We start from the raw sequence: 21,212 nt of genomic DNA on the forward strand, positions 1-21,212 counted from the left end.
TTTGAAAAACATCTTGGACATACAACGTTTGGTGGTATAATAGTCATGAGACCTAAACGCTCCTTTCTGGGAGGTAATGGTTTGTGGCAATTTCCATTATACCAGAAGCGTTTCAGGTCTCATTTTTATTATTAAGTTAACAGAACAAAAATATCTTTAAGGAGGAGTTTAAATGAAAAAAAATTGGCTAAAGGGAATTAGCCTGGCTCTCGCTTTATGCATGATCTTTACGCTTGTAGCCTGCGGCGGAAAGAAAGACAAGGGAGCAGATCAGACTAAGCAGGGAGATACTAAAACTGAAGGCGAACAAGGTGATAAAGCTTTAAGCGGCGAAATTGATGCATTACTATGGTTGTCTTCATATCCGGAGGTTATTAATCAAATTAAGGAAGGATTTGCAGCAAAATATCCCAATATTAAGGTTAATTTAAACACAATGACCGGTAACTCAGGAACAGAAAACCTGGAGCCCAGGATTGCTTCCGGAAATATGCCTGATGTAACCAGCGTTGACGTCTCTGACTGGTATATGACATATACTGATAAAGGTTATTTCGGAGATATTTCTGAAACCGATGCTTGGAAATATCAGTTAGATGCTATCAAGGCACAGTGGACTACACCAAAAGGAGTTAAATATGGTGTATCCTATGGTGTAGCAGCTATGTTTATATACTATAACAAAGATCTCTTTGCAAAAGCCGGAATCCAAAAATTGCCAACCAACTGGGATGAATTCCTTGCTACCTGTGAACAATTAAAACAGGCTGGAATTACTCCATTGTCCTGGCCCGGAGGCTTCCCCAACATGTTTGGTCACACCTTCATTTCTGCCGGTGTAGCAAATAGTATTTTCCGTAAAGATCCAAAATTAGTGGAAAAAACTTTAGGTACTGAGTATGACTACAGCGGTCCGGAATGGGTTGAAATCTTCCAGAAGAATGTTGACTTAGTTGAAAAGGGATATGTAAACAAAGGCTATTTGTCAACTGACTATGCTGAGTCTGTAAGATTATTCAATGATGACGAAGTTGCAATGACATTCCAGGGTTCCTGGTCAGCCGGAGATATCCTTATAAGAGATAACGTTGGATTATTCCTGCCTCCTTGGAACGAACCAGGTCAAGAGATAGTAGGATTAATGGGAGCAGAAACTGGATTCGGTATTGGCGGAACTCCTAATGTAAACAAAGAGTTGGCACTAGTTTTCTTCAATTACTGTGCTTTTGAAAACTATGAAAACTTCCAGAATGAAACAGGTACTATCCCAATTTATCCACTTGATGTTGTTCCTGGATGTAAAATTGACCCAAGACTGCAAGCTGGCGCAGAAGAGATTACTAAGTTACAACTTGCTTGCCCGTTAGCTTTCCAATTGTTCCCAAGCTCAGTTTACAACGCAATGCGTATGTTTGGACAGGATACACTTACTGGTGCCAAGAAACCATCTGATGTTGGAGCAGTTTTGAATCCCTTGCAGAAAGAATATATACAGTCCAAACAGAATTAATAAATAAGTAAGTCTCTTTATATTATATAGGGGAGGTAATACTCCCCTATATATTTAAAATACTTTACATCCGAGGAGGTCGACAAAGATGAATGGGAAAAGGCCATCAGTCCACTATAAGAAGGTATGGGCCAGAGTAGGTATATTAATGGCTCTGCCTGCGATCTTATCTGTAGTGATTTTTGTATTTACGCCTTTATTTATGAATATTGGGTATTCATTGACTGACTACAGTGTTTCCAGCACTGTTCCCAGATTTATCGGATTAGCAAATTTTAAAAATATTATTAATGATATGAACTTTAAGCTGATAATGACAAATACAATTAAACTTGCCTTATTATATGTTTTAGGTCTGAATACTCTTGCAATCCTTGTTTCCGTATTAATTGTGCAAGTAGGGAAGAAATTAGGCAATTTTGTAAAGTCTGTGCTTTACTTCCCCTGCCTGCTGGCAATGGTGGTTGTAGGATTTATCTGGAGAATTCTTTTTAATTATACTAATGGAATAATTAACAAAGCATTAATGTTAATAGGAGTCCCTGAAAACCTTATACCAGAATGGCTAGGGGATCCCAAGATGATTATTTATTCCATAGGAATTACGATAATATGGTATGCTTTGGGTTATTATGTAGTTATCTATTATGCAGGCCTCATGTCAATTCCTGTAGAACTTTATGAAGTTTCAAATATTGAAGGGGCAAATAAATGGCAGGAATTCTTATATGTAACTTTACCGCTCCTGGCACCTTCAATTACAATTAATGTTGTTTTAACAAGTATGGCTATTATAGGTTCCTTTGACCTCCCATATACCTTGACAAACGGCGGTGGACCAGGAAAGTTTGGAACAACACTTCCTGTATGGATATATCAGACATACTTCCATGATTACCAGTATGGTAAAGCCATAGCACAGGCAGCAATGTTAACAGGAGTTGCAGTAATCATAGCAGCTATTGAACTTAAGATCCTACTCAAGAGGGAGGTGCGTACATAATGGCTAAAAATAAAAACAAGATAAAAGACAAGCACCTACTGACAACTATATTTTTATTGGTTTACTCAGCTTTAACAGCCGTTCCGCTTGTAATTGCGATCATCAATGCTTTCAAGCCAAGGGAAGAAATAATGTTTAGGCCTCTTCAGATTAATTTTTCGACCCTTACACTGGATGGTATTAAAAATGCATTTGATTTAATGAATTATCCTCAAGCTATCATGAATAATATTATAGTGCTTGTTATAAGTTTGACTATAATGATTGTTTTTGGCTCATTAATGGGTTTTGCAGTTGCAGTAGTTGATACAAAAGTATTAAAAACAATGTATCTAATTACTATACTAGTAATTACCATACCATTTCAGTCAATTATGATACCTATAGTAATATTGCTGAAGAAGTTGAATCTGCTAAATTCTTATTTTGGAACCTGCATGATTTTTGTTGCCACATCAATGTCAATCGTTGTATTCTTATATACTGGTTTTATGAGGTCAATACCAAAAGAGCTTAGTGAAGCCGCTATTGTTGATGGCTGTGGAATATTTAAGACTTATGTTACAATTTACATGCCTTTGTTGAAGACTATTACAGGTACAGTAATTATAATACGTGGACAATCTATTTGGAACGATCTTATTGTTGCTATGATAACACTTACTGATGCAAGAATGTTTACGATGGTTTATCGACTATACACATTTGTTTCAAATAAATTTAATAGATGGGATCTTGTATTTTCAGCGGCACTGTTAGTAAGTACACCAGTAATAATTCTGTTTATATTCATGCAGAAAGCTTTCGTGCAAGGTGTTGTTTCAGGTGCTGTTAAAGGTTAAATATAAAATATAAAAAAACCCTTTCTATGTGGTGGAAAGGGTTTTTTTATATGCAAAATTTTTTTGAAAAATATATCTTGTGCAATATGAAAAAAGTAATATAATATAAGTGTATAAGACACTAGTACATATCAGAGAATATAAAAATTAAGGAGTATATACATATTAATGAGCCGGTTTGAGACAATTGGAAAATCAAAGCAGTTTTATGAATTCCTGAAAAATGAGATAATGAGCGGTGAGTATAAACCGGGAGAAAAATTTCCCTCTATACGTAATCTTGCAGAAAAATATGGCATAAGCAAAATTACAGTAAATTCAGTAATCTCTAACCTGGTCAATGAGGGTTTATTATATGTTGAGCAGGGGAAAGGCACTTTTGTTGCTCATAAAAACAATCTCACAGGACAGAGTAAGAGAATCATAGGCGTTATGCTAATTGATTTCAGCCTGGAGAATAATGTTGAAGCCCTAATGTTTAACAGCATTCAGAAAGAATTGAAAGATAACTATTTTTTAGTACCTTATAACTCATTTAATAAAAGCAGTAATTTTTATAAAGGCTTAAAGGGTTTTATTGATCTTGAAGTGGATGGCATGATACTGGTTCCGCCCACTCCGGAAGATTATGACGAAGGGGAAATAAGGAAGATAGTAAATAAAAACATATCAACCGTCATAATAAACAGGGAGATTTCTTCTATAAAAGCAGATTATTTGTATGTGGATTTCACTGAAAGTGTATACCTGGGAACCAGAACAATGCTGGACAGGGGTAAAGAAAAAATAGCATTGATTCTGAATAACAGTCCCAGTGTAGACAGACGTATTTATGAAGGCTATGAGAGGGCACATCTTGAAAAGAATTTAGAAATTGACCGTAATATGGTCAAAAACTGGCCTGATGAAATTGAGATTAGAGAACAGGACCTGGAGGAATTTGTAAGGTCCATAGACGGCTTAATAGGCAGTGATTATATAATTCACAAGTTCAGGAAAGCAATTAATAATGTTGACAAGAGAATACCTGAGGATATATCAATACTTGGAATTAATGACACTATATATTCTAAGTTCATGACACCGCCACTTACAGCTGTTGCCTATCCTTCAGAAAAGGTAGGGGTTGAAGCCCTGAGGCTTCTTATGGACCAGATAGAAAATGGAAGAAAAGAAAATGTGAAAAAGTCAATAAAGCCTGAACTAATATATAGATTAAGTTTATAAATATAACAAAGCCTGGTGGCAGAAATTTTCTTAAGGGTGAAATTTTCTGCCATCAAGTTATTACCAGTATAGGGAGGGGATAACATATGACTGAAAGAGAAAGATTATTAAAAGTATTAAACAGGGAAACACCTGACAGAGTACCGTGGTTTGCAGACCTGGGACACTGGTACAGAGCCGAGGCAGGGACAATGTGGAACCTGTTCACTATCAGCAACAGAACAAAAGAAATTGTTGATCTTCACAGGGAAGTGAAGGCAGGATGGTACGTGGAGGTAGGCAGCCTTTTTGAAGAATATTATGAAGACGGGGTTTCAAGGATTAGAGAACTTGAAGGGGATATTGCGGTAGAAAGGTACGTTACTCCAATAGGCGAAATCCGCATGGAGAGAAAGTGGAATCCAATCAGTTATTCCTGGGATATATCCAAGCTGATGGTTGAAACTCCGGAAGATCTTAAAATATTGACTTACGCAGTAGAAAGAAGAAAATTCAGACCTAAATACGAGAATTGGAAACTGATTGAGGAAATTGGAGGAGATGTAGGTTTAGGATTCCCAAGCCTTGGATATACGGGCCTTGGCTCGCTTATTTCCTATTATATGGGAGTACAAAATACAATATATGCTATCTATGATGAACCTGAACTGGTAGAAAAGTATATCAGGACATATAATGAAAAACATCTGGAAGCGGTTGATATATGCTGCGGTTCTGAAGCTCCTCATTTTATATTTGGAGACAATCTGTCAAGCGATGTCCAGCCCCCGGAAATTTTCAGAAGATTCAGCTTTAATCATTACAAGAATATTGCAGACCGTATGCATAAGGCAGGAAAAACTGTATCGGCCCATTTAGACGGTATGCTAAATAATATAATCGGAGTAGTTGCGGAAGCGGGTATAGATGTGGCTGACGCATGCACCCCGAAACCTACGGGTGACCTTACACCCATTGAAATGAGAAAACAAGCCGGAAATGATATGGTACTTTTCGGAGGCATATCTCCTTGCATGTGGCTTCCTGAAACCAGTGAAAAAGACTTTATTGCCCATGTCAGGGAATGGCTGGACTTGAGAAAGATAAGCAGCAGACTGGTGCAGTCAGCCGGTGACCAGGTACCTCCGGGAACAAAATTAAGCAGGATTAAGCTAGTCCATGACATTGTAGAAGAATACGGGAGATATTAGCAACCTCTATATTACATACATCAATTAAGTTCCCACTTTAAACTAATTACTTCTTGATGCATGATCTAATATGGTTTTGTCCAACCTGTTGCGAGGCTTCTTATAAACATATGCCTTAAGCCGGAACAACAGGTTGGCTTAATTTTGGATTAATTTCTATTGCAGTTTTATTTGTTTTATCAGGGTTTCTTTCTGGGTGAAAGCTGACAGATTATGATGCTAGCCTTAACTACTATATTGACAATGAATGGTTTTTAAGTTAATTTATAAATAGATGTATAGACAACTATAACACATACATATTTTTTTGTTTTTGAGTTAAATAGACAGGAAGTTTCTTCAGAGTGGTTTATATTAATATGCTATCATTAAATTTTGGGAGGAAAGATTAGAATGAATAAAGATTATGAAGTAATTGTTGCCGGAGGAGGTACAGCAGGTGTTATTACGGCTACAGCAGCGGCCAGAAATGGCGCAAAAACCCTGGTGATTGAAAGATTTGGCCATCTTGGAGGAACAGCAGTATACGGCATTCCTTTTCTTGGGATGTACGATGGTTGTGACAATAAAGTAAATGCAGGTATTGCGCAGGAACTCATTGACAGAATGAAAGAAGAAGGCGGGTGCCTGGAGGCATGTTTTGGGGCTACCTGGATGGATGAAAGATACCGTTTCTCCCTTGTACCTTTTGAACCTGAAGTATATAAGTATGTGGCCCAGGAAATGCTGTTAGAGGCAGGCTGTGACATACTTTTCTATACAATGGTAACCGGTGTAATTGTTGAAGGGGATGTCTTAAAAGGTATTGAAGTATTCAATAAGTCAGGAAAGGAAACCTATGCCGCAAAAGTTTTCATAGACTGTACCGGTGATGCGGATATTGCCTACATGTGCAATGTTCCTATGCAGCCCAAGGAACGTATACAGAATTCTTCTATCCTTTTCAAGATGGGTAACGTTGATATGAATAAATTCCTTGAAGCTTTGAAAAATGGACAGGGCATTACAGGCTGGAAGGAATGGCACAACAGAGTTATTATAGGGAAAAAATTAAATTCTGATAATGTGGGGCCAATACACCTGGCAGGACATTTTGTGGGTAAAAACGGAAAAGAAATAACCTTTACTGCAGTCTCGCTAATTGAAGATGAAGTATATATAAATGCCACAAGGACAGTTAATGTTGATTCAACAAATGCATTGAGCCTGACACAAGGAGAGATATCAGAACGCAGGAATGTTCATGACATAGTAAATATACTGAAAGAATCAGTTCCAGGATTCGAAAAATCCCACCTGATAAACTCTTCTCCCATAGGCATAAGGGAGAGCAGGAATATAGTCGGAGAGTATACACTGCAAAAAGAGGATGTACTATCAGGAAAGCAGTTTGAGGATTCTGTTGCAAGAGGCTCCTATCCAATTGATATTCACGATCCAAAGGGCGGGAGGACCAGTTTCCAGTTTATTAAAAACGGAGGATCCTACAGCATACCTTATAGGTGCTTAATACCTAAGGGATTCAAGAACCTGTTGGTTGCAGGAAGATGCCTGTCCGCCACTCATGAAGCAGTAGGAACTGCCAGAATAATGGGGGCATGCATGGCTCAGGGGCAGGCTGCAGGAACTGCTGCCGCGCTTGCGGTAAAGAGCGGTGTTAACCCTTCTTCATTGGACGTATCAGTTTTGCAGGATACTTTAATCAAGCAAAAAGCGTTGATTTAACCAGGCATCAGGAAGTCTCCCGTTTCTTTTAGCGGGAGCTGAATTGATGCAAATTATAATAACAAGGTTTTCAGTGGGGGATTGCAAGCCCTCCACTGAATCCCCAAGCGAAGCATAAAAAAGTTAGAGGAAGTGGCAAATACATGTTAGATTCCCTATTGGAAAAGATTCCGGCTTATTTACGCATTAAAATATATATAAAAGATAAAATTGATAAAGGAGAATGGGCACCACACAGCAAGCTCCCAAAAGAAGAAGAGCTATGCGCCCTGTTCAATGTGGCAAGAGGGACTGTCCGTCAGGCTTTAAATGAGCTGGTAAATGAGGGGGCAATATATAAAATTCATGGCAAGGGCAGCTTTGTAAAGCCGATCGGTTATGTGCATGAAATAGACAGTACAAGATTCGTATCATTTCTCGAGGATCTTACTGAAAAGGGAATTAATTTTAATACAGAATTATTGGGAATGGATATTGTTTCACCTGATGAACAGATAAAGAGCCACTTGAACCTAAGAGACAACAATGAAAAAATATATAAGATTAAACGTCTGAGAAGAATAGGAGACAAGGCTGCAATGTACTCTATAAATCACATTCCCTGCAGCCTGTGTCCCGGTTTTGTTATAAATGAAAGCAACCTGTCATCACTTTACAACCAATTAAAGATTCACTGCAATATTCAAATTGACATAGGTATGCGTATTTTCAATGCAGTTGCCGCCACCAAAGAGTTGTCACAACTTTTAGAGGTTGAAGAAGGATATCCCTTAATGTACGTTGAGCAGATTGTATATGACAATTCAGGACGGTGCATTGATTGTGCATATATTTGGCTGCGAAGCGACATAATCAAGTTTTCCATTACCATGAAAAAAAGAAAATAGGCAGATTCATGCTTTCTTTCCTACAGGGGCTATGTATATCACAAAACAATCCTGTCCATCCAGGCCAAGAACATTATTAATGACATCATCATCATAAGCCGCAATTGCGCAAGCACCGGCGCCTATGCTCTCTGACGCAAGATACAGGTTCTGGCATACATGCCCTGCATCCAGAAACAAATAGCGGTATCCTCTTTCTACATAACGCCAGGTCATTCTGTGAGTTACTGCCACCCAAATGAATGTTACAGCACTAAGACCTGCAAAACCCTGGCCTAGACATCCTGCAACTACTTTATCCTTAATGTCCGGAGAAAGGTCGATCTCAATTAACTTGTTCTCAAGAGCAAGATATCTGTATAATCCCGGTTTCAACCCCTCAACATTATTAATTAAGAGATAAGTTTCAAAAGCATGTCTTGCCCCTGCAGAAGGCACTGTCCTGAAAGTGGCTCTTGTATCCACAACCTTCTTCACACCCTGGGTGCACCAGAGGAGATAAGACAGTTCTTCAATGGATAAGGGGACAGAGGAATAATTCCTCAGGCTTTTTCTTTGGTTTATCGCGTCTTTTAATGGCAAATTGCCAATGTTAAGAGATTTGGGATCAGGCAGAGGAATCAGTTTTTTCGTAATATCATACTCAAGTTCCAAAGGAGGCTGTTTTAAATTCTTTGATTGAGCAGATTCATCCAAATGCTGGTATTTTGTGTATTCTAGAAAATACTTACCAATATCTTTCATAATGCCCTCCTGATAATATCTTATTATTCCTGTTATTAAGTTGGCAATTTATTATTTTTATTATACTACAGTTAAGTAATTTATAAAGTTTTGGTAAAAAAATGATGATTATTAAGAGATAGATAGGTATTGTTTTTGATTAAATTTTTATCATTAGTATAAAAAAATGTAAAATTAAGAAGGAATTTCTCATTTTATATAGAATATGTCAACTAAGGTACATTCAACTAAAAGCTTACCCATAATTAATCATTGTTAATAAGGCGATTCATGAACATCTTAGTCAAGTTATTTAAACTCAAGTGTATAACGGAGGAGTAATATGCAAATAAAACTTAGTTTTTCCAGTGAAAAAGATATTATTCTGCCAATCCACTACAACAACCTGATACAAGCGTTTATATATAACAACATTGATAAGAGGTTGGCTGCTTTTCTGCATGAATATGGATACATATCAAACGGCAGAAGTTTTAAACTATTCTCTTTCTCCAACATACTTTGTAAAGGAAAAAAAGAGGAACAAAGCTTTAGCTTTGGAAAGAAGATAGAATTTGTTGTTGCTTCTCCCCTGGAGTACTTTTGTAAGTCAATAGCTAATTATATGCTGCAAAGGGACATCTTATATCTTGGACAAAACTATATAAAAACTGAACAGATGCAAGTAATTAACAAGAAAATCGAAAAAGATGAAATTGTGATCAAGACTTTATCTCCAATTGTCGCCTATAGTACTTTAATCAGGCCGGACGGGCGCAAATATACATGCTATTTTAGGCCTGAAGAATCCGACTTCAGCAGGATTATTACCGAGAATCTGGTAAAAAAATATAATGTTTTAAGTAACGATAATCTGGTTGCATATGATTGGATTAGTTTTACTCCAGTAGGACGGGCAAGACAAAACTTAGTTTATTATAAAGATACTGTAATAAAGGGAGCAACAGGAAAGTTTATTGTGAAAGGAGATAAGAAATTATTGCAAGTAGGCATTGACACTGGATTTGGAAGTAAAAACAGCCAGGGATTTGGATGTGTGGAAATAGTATAGGAAAGGGGGGGAAATATGGAATATAGAATAAGTGTTAGAAATAACTGGTGGTTTGATGCCGGAATTGTAGGCTTATATTATATTGCGAGCAGGCTTATAAAGGATGAAAAATGTGAAAATATTTGTCTTGCATTTGACTCAGATAGTCTAGTCATTCAAGGAGAAAATGAAGAAAAAATCAGGGAGTTTTTACAGCATTGTTACGATAATTTGGCTTTTTCGTATTGGAATGTATCTACCAAATCCCAGAAAGAAAAGCTTGAATTAGTCGTTTATAATCAGAAAACAGGAGAATTGTCATTAGCACCAAGAAGAAACCCAACTCCAGTTGTAGGTATGTTTGTTAAAGGAAGTAGTTGGAAAGCTGAATATATAAATTACGATAATATCATGGATAAATCTTTAAAAACTAGGGTAGATAATTATTTAAAAGAAACAGGGAGATCTCTATGGGGTAAAAAGAAAGCTCTACTACTCACTTTGCCTGAATGCCATCCAAAAATTAAAATATTGCCAAAAGAAAACATTAAAAGACAAACAACTTGTTCAGTATGTGGAAAATTGAGTAGTAACTGCAATGAAATATCTCAACCATCTTTTTTCTTATTTGCTAGTAAAAACGCAACTCAATCATTTCATACTCAAGGTAATAAACCAGCAAAAATATGTTGGGAATGTGAACTTATATCTAAATTTACCATGGAGACAATCAATTATAGGAAGGATGGATCAAGTTTATCTATATTACTTTTAAATTCGCCGAATTTAGAACATAACATTAATTGTCAAAAAAAAATCGGTTGTAGTTCAGTTTTGCGTGGAATAGATGAGGAATATTTTTATAAAAATATTGGATTAAATCCTGAGGGCTTAATTAGTAAAGCAAAAATGTCCTATGAGCTACTGTGGGCTTATTTTGTTGATTCATACAATGTTCTAAAGAGTAATTCCATTGATATTGAACAAAATGGAAGCAACTTATTTTATGGATTTATAGAAGATATAATAACTGCACCCATTGAGATAATAGTTTTAGTGCTAGATGAAAAAGGTCAAACATTTTTTACTAAAGAAATGATTTATTACAATGATGTTTGTTATGCATATAGACTGATAACACATTTTTTAGAAAAAGGAGTGGATATAAAGAAATTCTACAATTCCCTTTACGAAACAGATTCAAATGGGAACTTATTACCTTCTAGAAACAAAATATTAAGGAAAATATTAAATCGACATTGTATACTCTCTGATATCGAAGGCATAACGATTAGGAAGTCATTAAATAATGAATTTATCAATGTATCAAGCCTACTGAATCCATTAATAGAATATTATTTAATAATAAAGGAGGATATCATGAATAGGGATCAAATTGAGGTCGCTGTAAATCTTGGTAAACAAATAATATATCAGCCTTATGTTGCTTCAGGTGAAAATGAAGAGATCCTAAAAAAAATAAAAGGCGATTTGTATATGTTAAGAAAATCTCGTACAGTAACGGATTTTATTACACAAATAAATACACTTCAATTTAGATATGGAATTTCAGTTTCTAACAAGATTTTGGAAGGTATATTGAATGAGGTACCATTTGAAGATTTTAAAGCATATTGCATTATGGGTGCATTAAATAACTATAATTATTATTTTAATAAGAAGAAGGAGGATAAAAAAGATGAATAAAGCAAAGGCATTAACTATTACATACTTAACTAAAGCAAATTATGCATCTTTGAACGGGTCTGATAAGGAAATTGATAATATTTCTAGTATTAAAAAAATTAGGAAGGATGATGGTAAAGATTATCCCTATTGTTCTTCTCAAGCTATAAGAAGAGCATTAAGAGAGCAATTAGCAGTCATGGGATTTGATTTATCTGAAGGAGTAGCAGGAGAACAGGAAAAAGGTGCAGCTACTACAAAGTGCGAGCCACAAAAGTATATTGACGATGATTTATTTGGATTTATGAATGCTTCAACGACAAACACGATCAAAAGAACAAGTCCGGTTAGAGTATCTCCACTTATTGCATTAACTCCATATTTAGGAGAACTTGATTTTGCAACAAATTATATGTCAGTAGGTGTTGGAGGAAACCCAAATATCTTTGAAACAGAAATTCATTCTGGTTATTATTGTGGCACAATTTTAATAGAACTGGATAGAATCGGTGTGAAATCAATAGGAGATAAATATGAGCTGAATCTAAAAAAAGAAGAAAAAGCTAAAAGAGTAATAGCTTTAGTCAATGCTATACAAAATTTGTGGACTGTAGGCAGACAGAGTAGGTTTTTATCTGACATCTCTCCTAAATTTGTTTGTGCTGCATTGATGTCTGTTAAAAATCCAATTTTTATGGAAAGTATAAAAATTAATGGTAAAGGAGGAATAAACATAGAACTAATAGATAATACAATTAAAGACTTTGAAAGCCAAATAATCTATCACGTAATAGGAGAAAGAAAAGGATTCTTCGATAAAGATACAGATAAATATGTATCTTTAGGAGAATGTTTTAAAACTATTCGGAATTGGGTTTATGAAACTTATGAAATTAAAATGCAGGAAGTGGAATAACTATGAAAGGGATGATTATATCACTTTATGCAATGACAGCTTCCTTCAGAGATCCTAACATGCATTTATATCAAGAAACAATGTTTATTCCAACACCTACATCTATTATAGGAATATCTGGAGCAGCTTTAGGGCTAAAATTAAAAGATGCATTGGAATATTTCAAAAATAACAATATTGCCGTGGGATCTATTTCAAAAAGTAACGGAATGGGAAAAGATTTATGGAATTATTCAAAGTTAACAAGCAGTCAAGTAAAGAAAGATATAGTTGTAAGAGAGTTTATTTATGATGTGAATGTAGATATTTTTATTGCTTCTGATAATATTAGTATAGTTAATGAGCTATATGAAGCCTTTAAAGATCCTGTATATGCACTGACTCTAGGTAACAGTGACGATCTTGTAAAAATATCTAATATTGAAATTTGTGATGAGATTTTAATGACTGAAAGTAAAAATTTAAAAAATACTTGGGTTATAGGTAACCACATGAGCAATTTTGAACTTGATTGGGATAAAGTAAAAATATTACCCACTAAATCAATCATAAGACCACCTGTTATTAAGAACTTACCAGTGGATTTCAAATTTAATGAAAATGATGAACGGGAGGCTACTAGGTTTAGCAAATTTACTTTTTTAGAATCTACTTATTTATTAAAGACTCCAATATCTGTTTATGTATTTAATGATAAATATGTTCCATTATTTACTTTTAGTAAATCATGACGAGGTGTTGTTATGTATTATGCTAAACCTGAGGAGGGATATAAGGGAAGTTATGAGTATCACATAAAAAAATGTATGAATATTTTCTATGATGAATTTTATAGAAAAAGAGATATTTTTCTTAAAATAATGCATTATTTAGGTTATGATATAGATGCGTTTGAAAGAAATGTAAATTTTGCAGTATCAATGCATGATTTGGGAAAATTATCCTGTATTTTTCAAGAACAGATGAAAAAGACAATAAAAAAAGAAAAAAATATTAAATATTTTAGACATGAACTACTATCATTTATTTATATGATATTAGCAACTCAAAAGTATCTTAAGAATAGCAATAAAGAATTTCCGTACCATTATTATTCAGTACTATCTCATCATAAGAAACTTGATATAAATTTAAATGAGTTTTATAGAGAAATGAATAAGATAAAGGAGTGGCCTAGGTTAACAGATGAAGAGTTTAGATATGGACTAAGTTTAGCTATAAAATTTAGCAAACAAAAGTATGATCTTATAAATAAATTAGGAAACTACATACCTACAAAAGCAGACGTTATAAAATTTTTTGAGTATTATTTAAAAGAATCATCACTAGTGCGGTTAAAAGTAGATAGATCAAAAATAAGACTATTATACACACTTTGTAAAGGGATTCTGCAATATTGTGATTGGATTGCTTCTTCAGATAAAATGCCATTACATCAATTAATGAGTCAAAACGAACTGATTGACAAGATCAAGCAAAAGGTTGAATCCGAAGGACATCAATATTCTGAGAGAAAGTTTCATAAAGATTGTGCTATGGCTGTTAATAATATTATAGCAATAGCCCCAACCGGATCAGGAAAGACAGAAGCCTCTCTCCTTTGGGCAGTCAAGTATAATAATTGTAAAATAATATTTCTTATGCCAACTACAGTGACTTCAAACAGTATTTATAAAAGATTAGCAAAATCATATTTTGGAGATGAATATTGTGGCTTAACGCATTCAAACTCAGAATTATATTTTGCAATTAATGATGAAATTAAAACTCAAAACAGTCCTAAAATGAGATTTGAATTATTGCAACATAGGGCTTTTATAGCGCCAGTCATGGTTTCAACTGTAGATCAGCTATTAACAAGTGGATTCAATTTAGGATTTTGGTGTTTAAAAGAATATGCTCTTGTAGGTAGTTCTATTATTATTGATGAAATCCAAGCATATGATACTTTTACTTTAGGCCTAATTACAGAATTAATAAAAAAGATTAAAATACTTCAGGGTCGTGTCATGATAATGAGTGCTACAATGCCTAATTTCTTACTAGAACATTTTAGTAAATTACTAAGTATAGAATCACCAATTATTGCAACAGAATTTATGTATAGAAAACATAATAAATGGAAATTTATAGATGGTCAACTATGGGATATTGTTGATGAAATAAAAAACTATATTGATAAATGTAAAAAAGTTGCAGTAATAGTAAATACTATTGAAACTGCAAAAAAGCTGTACAATGAAATGTCTAATGATTATAATGTACTCTGCTTACATTCTGAATTCACTATGAAAGATAGGATAGAAAAAGAAAACTTATTGGAGAAAAATAATAATTATGATCTAGTAATATCAACTCAGGTGATAGAGGTATCTTTAGATATTAATTTTAACATAATATTTTCCGAGTGCGCTCCTATTGATAGCCTAGTACAAAGAGCTGGCAGGTGTAATAGACGAGGTGAATATGATGATTCAGAATTTATTGTCTTTGATTATTCTGATATATCTGAAAAGTATATATATAAATCAGATATTCTTAAAAAGACTAAAGAGGTAGTTAGAAAAAATCAGAGATATTTGTCAGAGTATGAAATTATGGAAATGGTAAATGAAGTATATTCTGATTTTAACATGTATGATGATGCTTTTAATGAAGCGGTAAAAATTTATAATAGAATCGCTAATGAAGAAATAATACTTGATTTACAATATGATGAAGAAAAACTAAAAACAAGATTAATTAATAATACTAAAGTATCTATTATTCCATATGAATTCAAAGATAAAGTAGAGGGATTATATAATAATAATCAATATGCACAGATAGCATTATATGAAGTACCTGTTAATATTGGTAGGTTCAAAAAATATATTATAAAGAATTACTGTGAAAATATCTATAATCTGCCTATTTATACAATTAAATATAACGATGAAATTGGAATTATTTATAATGATGAAACAATAGAATTTATCTAGAGGTATGCCTATGGAAGTTAATGGAACTTTGATGTGGTACTACTCAATTTGCAAAAGAGAAGTATGGTTAATAAGCAGAAATATTACTCCTGACGAAAGAGATACAAATATCGATATTGGAAGATTTATTAGTGAAACAACTTATGGAAGGAATAAGAAAGAAATAGAATTTGGGAATGTAAAGTTTGATGTATTATTACAAGCAAAAAACGAACTGGTAATTGGTGAGACAAAAAAAAGTTCCAAGTTTCAGGAGGCTTCTGCTATGCAGCTTTTATATTACCTCAGGATATTGAAAAAAGCAGGTATTAATGCTAGGGGCGTTTTACTTTATCCAGAGGAGAAAAAAAGAGTTGAAGTAGAATTAACAGAAGAAAAAATACAGATGCTTGATAAGATGGAAAGAGAAATTGCTTCGATTATTAAGTGTGATACATCTCCTCCGGTAATTAAAAACAGATACTGCAAAACCTGCGGATATAGAGAATATTGCTATGCTTAAGGAGGTTAAGCATTGAAAAGAGAATTATATGTTTTTAATAATGGAGATATCAGAAGAAAGGACAATACAATTCTCTTCGAAACAGAAAATGAGAAAAAATATGTTCCTGTGGAAGAAATTAATAATATATGGATTTTTGGAGAAGTAACCATTAATAAATCATTGCTTGATTTTCTATCACAAAAAGAAATATGCTTGCATTTTTTTAATTATTACGGATACTATAGTGGAAGTTACTATCCAAGAGAACATCTAAATTCAGGATTTGTAATACTTAAGCAAGCAGAACACTATCTTGACTTGAGTAAAAGGATGGTTATCGCAAAGGAAATTACAATGACTGCAGCCAAGAATATAATAGTAATATTAAAATATTATAATTCAAGAGGAGTAGAATTGGAGGAGAAAATTGAAAGCATAACAAGGAAACTTAAAAAAATGGAAGAAATTAATACTATTGAACAACTTATGGCTCTCGAGGGAAATATTCGAGATGAATATTATGAATGCTTTAACTATATTTTAAAAAATAATGACTTTAAATTTACTGTCAGAAGCAAAAGATCTCCACTTGATAATATTAACTCGTTGATAAGTTTTGGTAATTCTTTACTTTATACAACGATTCTCGGTGAAATATATCAGACCCAATTGGATCCAAGAATAGGGTATCTTCATTCAACTAATGAAAGGAGATTTACATTAAATCTTGATATTGCAGAAATATTCAAACCTATAATTGTTGATAGAACAATATTCACATTAATTAATAGGGGAGTTATTACGCATAAAGATTTTGAAAAAAGTTTTAATGGTATATTAATTACTGAAAATGGGAGAAAGAAATTTATTCAGGAGTATACTAACAAACTTGATGCTGTAATTAAACATCCCCATTTAAATGTAAACGTTAGTTATAAAAGGTTAATCAGGTTAGAGTTATATAAAATACAAAAGCACATAACAGAAAATAGTGAATATAAGGGCTTTGTAGCGGGGTGGTAATATGTTTGTAATACTATTCTATGATTTTGGAGAAAAGAGGGTTGGAAAGGCACTGAAGATATGCAGGAAGTATTTAAATTGGATTCAAAATTCAGTGTTTGAAGGAGAAATTACTCAGGCAAATTTAAAAAAACTGAAATATGAATTAACATCCATAATGAATAAAAAAGAAGATTCATTAATTATATATGACTTTGCAAATATGAGATATTCTAACAGAGAAGTAATAGGTGTTGAAAAAAATCCTCATTCAATTTTCCTATAAATTCAATTCTTTTATAAATTCTTATCGACCTCCTATAGAGTAAAAAATCCAGGACATCGATATTTTTACAACCAACGATTTTAGCAGATTTTAACTTAGACTATACTATTTTCATGAAATATGATAATATAAAAATCAAGTGATGTTACTGTATTCACGGGTACCGAGACTACCTATAAGGAATTGAAACCTACAATACGCTTTGCAATTTCCTGTGATACCAATTCGTACCGAGACTACCTATAAGGAATTGAAACACAGTACAGGGATAACTTCACAACGCTTTCCATTTTGTACCGAGACTACCTATAAGGAATTGAAACATGCGAACTAACAAGGACCGGGATGGGTCCTTTTGGTACCGAGACTACCTATAAGGAATTGAAACATATGTCAGATTCAAAATCAGAGTCTATTGGTGACGTACCGAGACTACCTATAAGGAATTGAAACTTATATACTAAACGTTTCGTTTAGTCAACCCCTAAAGTACCGAGACTACCTATAAGGAATTGAAACTACTCTACAGAAATGGCAAGCCTTACTATTTCACAGGTACCGAGACTACCTATAAGGAATTGAAACTTCCTCTACCTGAGCAGATTTTAAATCCAGATAATGTACCGAGACTACCTATAAGGAATTGAAACTTTATACATACGAGAAAGTTATATGATAGTTATGATAGTACCGAGACTACCTATAAGGAATTGAAACTAATACGGGGGTGCAAATTACAAAGTAGGGGGGTTTGGTACCGAGACTACCTATAAGGAATTGAAACCTTGCAGACAGTAGCATAACGCTGAATCATGGTATGTACCGAGACTACCTATAAGGAATTGAAACTTTTCTTGTTATATCTCACTATTATATATATATATAGTACCGAGACTACCTATAAGGAATTGAAACTGGAACCATATAGTGCCATCTCCATCAAAAACGCCGTACCGAGACTACCTATAAGGAATTGAAACAGGAACCGCTAAACGAAGTTTCGGCCTATTGGCTTGGTACCGAGACTACCTATAAGGAATTGAAACAAGATGGCTGAGACAAAAGTTAAAAAGGCCCTTCGGTACCGAGACTACCTATAAGGAATTGAAACTTAGCAAATCCGTCCTTTGAGACAGGCGATTTTACGTACCGAGACTACCTATAAGGAATTGAAACCCATTTGCGAAGAATGGGATAACTATGAAGCATTTCGTACCGAGACTACCTATAAGGAATTGAAACGAGCCGGAGGAGAGTGAGGGTGAGGAAGAATGAAAGTACCGAGACTACCTATAAGGAATTGAAACATTGCTCGTCGACTTCTTCTCCTGTCTTCTCCACAGTACCGAGACTACCTATAAGGAATTGAAACAAGGCTACATTGAGCAGCAAGCCGCAGAAGGATTGGGTACCGAGACTACCTATAAGGAATTGAAACTTATATTGTCAATATAAATTTTTTAATGTTAAGCAAAGTACCGAGACTACCTATAAGGAATTGAAACAAATAGTCTTGTCATGATTATAGTGTCAATGTTCTTCCGTACCGAGACTACCTATAAGGAATTGAAACTTGTACTCGAAAACATAGCCGCTGTATTCATAATGGTACCGAGACTACCTATAAGGAATTGAAACACAATATAAAAAAGCTATGATACAATCATAATATAAAGTACCGAGACTACCTATAAGGAATTGAAACATTGTTTTCCTGCAAAACTGAACCCCTGGCATGGACTGTACCGAGACTACCTATAAGGAATTGAAACTATATTTTCTCAGCCCTTTCAAGAGCAACCTGACCACGTACCGAGACTACCTATAAGGAATTGAAACACGAAATCATCGAAGAAGATAGCCGGAACGTGCCTCCTGTACCGAGACTACCTATAAGGAATTGAAACGCGCAGATGAGCGCAAATGCATACCTTCACCTTCACCGTACCGAGACTACCTATAAGGAATTGAAACTGGGATATTATGATTGATGCTGCATTTTGTAGCACCGTACCGAGACTACCTATAAGGAATTGAAACTCACCCATCAAACTACACCTCCAATATCATCAAATAGTACCGAGACTACCTATAAGGAATTGAAACAAAACAGCGTACCCGAATTTTTACAAAGATTTAAGTACCGAGACTACCTATAAGGAATTGAAACGAGTGCAAAACCACTTCTGTACTAAACCGGGCAAAGTACCGAGACTACCTATAAGGAATTGAAACTGCCTCACCTTCATAAAATAGCCTTGACCCTTTCAGGTACCGAGACTACCTATAAGGAATTGAAACCTGATAATTCGGCTTATAAATTCATTGAAAACATCATGTACCGAGACTACCTATAAGGAATTGAAACTCAGATAAAAATAATTGAAAGTTGAACTTTTTAGAGTACCGAGACTACCTATAAGGAATTGAAACTTATATAGTCAATACTGTATATCCCCCCATGTTTAGTACCGAGACTACCTATAAGGAATTGAAACTTGAATATTCTAATCATTTTATTAGCTGTTACCCGTACCGAGACTACCTATAAGGAATTGAAACAAGATTTGTAAACATACCCGGCATAGCATATACTCAGTACCGAGACTACCTATAAGGAATTGAAACGTGCGTTGTTCGCCTACAACTTGCACTGGCTTAGTGTACCGAGACTACCTATAAGGAATTGAAACCAAGTTAAACAGGTTCTATTTTGTGGATTATAGTAGCGTACCGAGACTACCTATAAGGAATTGAAACCAAGGACGGGCGTATCTATTTTGAACTGGACATACCCGTACCGAGACTACCTATAAGGAATTGAAACCCGGAGTTGCACATCTTGGACCTGCCACGGTCGGTGGTACCGAGACTACCTATAAGGAATTGAAACCATATCATTATGAAGTTGACGGAAAGCCATATCTTGTACCGAGACTACCTATAAGGAATTGAAACATAATAGCATCTGCCGCCTTTTTGACCGCCTCATCGTACCGAGACTACCTATAAGGAATTGAAACATAATCAGATCAGGATCTGTGCCTTCACTCAGGCGTAGGTACCGAGACTACCTATAAGGAATTGAAACCAGGTCTGCACCCGCGACAGCATTGCAAACGCTTTACGTACCGAGACTACCTATAAGGAATTGAAACTTTGTTACAGTTCAGCAACCTCGCCGCCGGCATTTTCGTACCGAGACTACCTATAAGGAATTGAAACTGGTTTTGCGGCAGAAGAAGTGTTACCAACGTTGAAGGTACCGAGACTACCTATAAGGAATTGAAACGTAACAACTCATAAATGGGCTTCATTAGATGGCTCAGTACCGAGACTACCTATAAGGAATTGAAACTTGCTCTGAGTTCTGATAGTATATCAAGATGCTTATTGTACCGAGACTACCTATAAGGAATTGAAACGAGTCGCTTTACAGGCATTATGGACTGCTCTTGGACCGTACCGAGACTACCTATAAGGAATTGAAACATGCAGAAACGCCGGCCGGTGCTCAGGCTAAGGTAGAGTACCGAGACTACCTATAAGGAATTGAAACTTTCTTAATGTTTTATTAGCATCATTATTGCTTAACAGTACCGAGACTACCTAAAAGGAATTGAAACTGGCATAACCAAGCAAGTTTAAAAATGTCCGCCACGTACAGAGACTACCTATAAGGAATTGAAACATGGTTCT

The 21,212-nt window shown here is 34.8% G+C and carries 16 protein-coding genes and 1 CRISPR repeat array; of the genes, 15 read left to right on the top strand and 1 reads right to left on the bottom strand.

Features of this window, described 5'->3' with window-relative positions; all coding sequences use genetic code 11:
- The first annotated feature begins 172 nt into the window (after nucleotides 1–172).
- The 7 genes from GXX20_07120 to GXX20_07150 all read left to right on the top strand — a co-directional run bounded on the left by GXX20_07120 (nucleotide 173) and on the right by GXX20_07150 (nucleotide 8,384).
- Nucleotides 173–1,510 (top strand): extracellular solute-binding protein, encoded by a 1,338-nt coding sequence (locus GXX20_07120; protein HHW31427.1) that lies wholly within the window; start codon nucleotides 173–175, stop codon nucleotides 1,508–1,510.
- Between the two features lie 88 nt (nucleotides 1,511–1,598).
- Nucleotides 1,599–2,513: a sugar ABC transporter permease gene (locus GXX20_07125; GenBank protein HHW31428.1), complete on the top strand. Its 915-nt coding sequence runs from the start codon at nucleotides 1,599–1,601 to the stop codon at nucleotides 2,511–2,513.
- Nucleotides 2,513–3,355, top strand: a complete 843-nt coding sequence (locus GXX20_07130) for a carbohydrate ABC transporter permease (GenBank protein ID HHW31429.1) — start codon at nucleotides 2,513–2,515, stop codon at nucleotides 3,353–3,355. Before GXX20_07125 ends, GXX20_07130 begins: the two co-directional genes overlap by 1 nt.
- Nucleotides 3,356–3,523: 168 nt before the next feature.
- Nucleotides 3,524–4,582, top strand: coding sequence for a substrate-binding domain-containing protein (locus tag GXX20_07135; GenBank protein ID HHW31430.1), 1,059 nt, complete (start codon nucleotides 3,524–3,526; stop codon nucleotides 4,580–4,582).
- Between the two features lie 86 nt (nucleotides 4,583–4,668).
- Nucleotides 4,669–5,772, top strand: a complete 1,104-nt coding sequence (locus GXX20_07140) for a hypothetical protein (GenBank protein ID HHW31431.1) — start codon at nucleotides 4,669–4,671, stop codon at nucleotides 5,770–5,772.
- Nucleotides 5,773–6,165: 393 nt separating this feature from the next.
- Nucleotides 6,166–7,497, top strand: a complete 1,332-nt coding sequence (locus GXX20_07145; GenBank protein ID HHW31432.1) for an FAD-dependent oxidoreductase — start codon at nucleotides 6,166–6,168, stop codon at nucleotides 7,495–7,497.
- 143 nt (nucleotides 7,498–7,640) lie between these two features.
- A complete protein-coding gene (locus GXX20_07150) occupies nucleotides 7,641–8,384 on the top strand; it encodes a GntR family transcriptional regulator (GenBank protein ID HHW31433.1) in 744 nt (247 codons plus the stop codon).
- Between the two features lie 6 nt (nucleotides 8,385–8,390).
- Here the strand turns inward: GXX20_07150 and GXX20_07155 are convergent, their stop codons facing one another.
- The gene (locus GXX20_07155) at nucleotides 8,391–9,131 is read right to left on the bottom strand and encodes a SagB/ThcOx family dehydrogenase (protein HHW31434.1); all 741 of its coding nucleotides are present in this window, start codon (nucleotides 9,129–9,131) and stop codon (nucleotides 8,391–8,393) included.
- A gap of 319 nt (nucleotides 9,132–9,450) precedes the next feature.
- Here GXX20_07155 and cas6 point away from each other — a divergent pair, with 319 nt between their 5' ends.
- Genes cas6 through cas2 form a run of 8 tightly spaced genes read left to right on the top strand, consistent with a single transcriptional unit; the run spans nucleotide 9,451 to nucleotide 17,513 of the window.
- Complete coding sequence (cas6, locus tag GXX20_07160; GenBank protein ID HHW31435.1) at nucleotides 9,451–10,179, top strand: CRISPR-associated endoribonuclease Cas6; 729 nt, start codon at nucleotides 9,451–9,453, stop codon at nucleotides 10,177–10,179.
- A gap of 15 nt (nucleotides 10,180–10,194) precedes the next feature.
- Nucleotides 10,195–11,865 carry a hypothetical protein gene (locus GXX20_07165; protein HHW31436.1) on the top strand — a complete coding sequence of 557 codons (1,671 nt, stop codon included), beginning with the start codon at nucleotides 10,195–10,197 and terminating at the stop codon, nucleotides 11,863–11,865.
- Entirely contained in the window at nucleotides 11,858–12,760 is a 903-nt protein-coding gene (gene cas7i / locus GXX20_07170) for a type I-B CRISPR-associated protein Cas7/Cst2/DevR (GenBank protein HHW31437.1), read from the top strand. The genes GXX20_07165 and cas7i overlap by 8 nt, the downstream gene beginning before the upstream one ends.
- 2 nt (nucleotides 12,761–12,762) lie before the next feature.
- Nucleotides 12,763–13,491 carry a CRISPR-associated protein Cas5 gene (cas5, locus tag GXX20_07175; GenBank protein HHW31438.1) on the top strand — a complete coding sequence of 243 codons (729 nt, stop codon included), beginning with the start codon at nucleotides 12,763–12,765 and terminating at the stop codon, nucleotides 13,489–13,491.
- Nucleotides 13,492–13,503: 12 nt separating this feature from the next.
- Nucleotides 13,504–15,741, top strand: coding sequence for a CRISPR-associated helicase Cas3' (gene cas3, locus GXX20_07180; GenBank protein HHW31439.1), 2,238 nt, complete (start codon nucleotides 13,504–13,506; stop codon nucleotides 15,739–15,741).
- 4 nt (nucleotides 15,742–15,745) lie between these two features.
- Nucleotides 15,746–16,243, top strand: coding sequence for a CRISPR-associated protein Cas4 (gene cas4, locus GXX20_07185; GenBank protein ID HHW31440.1), 498 nt, complete (start codon nucleotides 15,746–15,748; stop codon nucleotides 16,241–16,243).
- Nucleotides 16,244–16,255: 12 nt separating this feature from the next.
- Nucleotides 16,256–17,248, top strand: a complete 993-nt coding sequence (cas1b, locus tag GXX20_07190; protein ID HHW31441.1) for a type I-B CRISPR-associated endonuclease Cas1 — start codon at nucleotides 16,256–16,258, stop codon at nucleotides 17,246–17,248.
- A gap of 1 nt (nucleotide 17,249) precedes the next feature.
- Nucleotides 17,250–17,513 carry a CRISPR-associated endonuclease Cas2 gene (cas2, locus tag GXX20_07195; GenBank protein ID HHW31442.1) on the top strand — a complete coding sequence of 88 codons (264 nt, stop codon included), beginning with the start codon at nucleotides 17,250–17,252 and terminating at the stop codon, nucleotides 17,511–17,513.
- Nucleotides 17,514–17,673: 160 nt separating this feature from the next.
- Nucleotides 17,674–21,204: direct repeats of the CRISPR family, unit length 30 nt; unit sequence GTACCGAGACTACCTATAAGGAATTGAAAC.
- The last annotated feature ends 8 nt before the right edge of the window (nucleotides 21,205–21,212 follow it).

Source organism: Clostridiaceae bacterium, from assembly GCA_012840395.1.
GTDB lineage: Bacteria > Bacillota > Clostridia > Acetivibrionales > DULL01 > DULL01.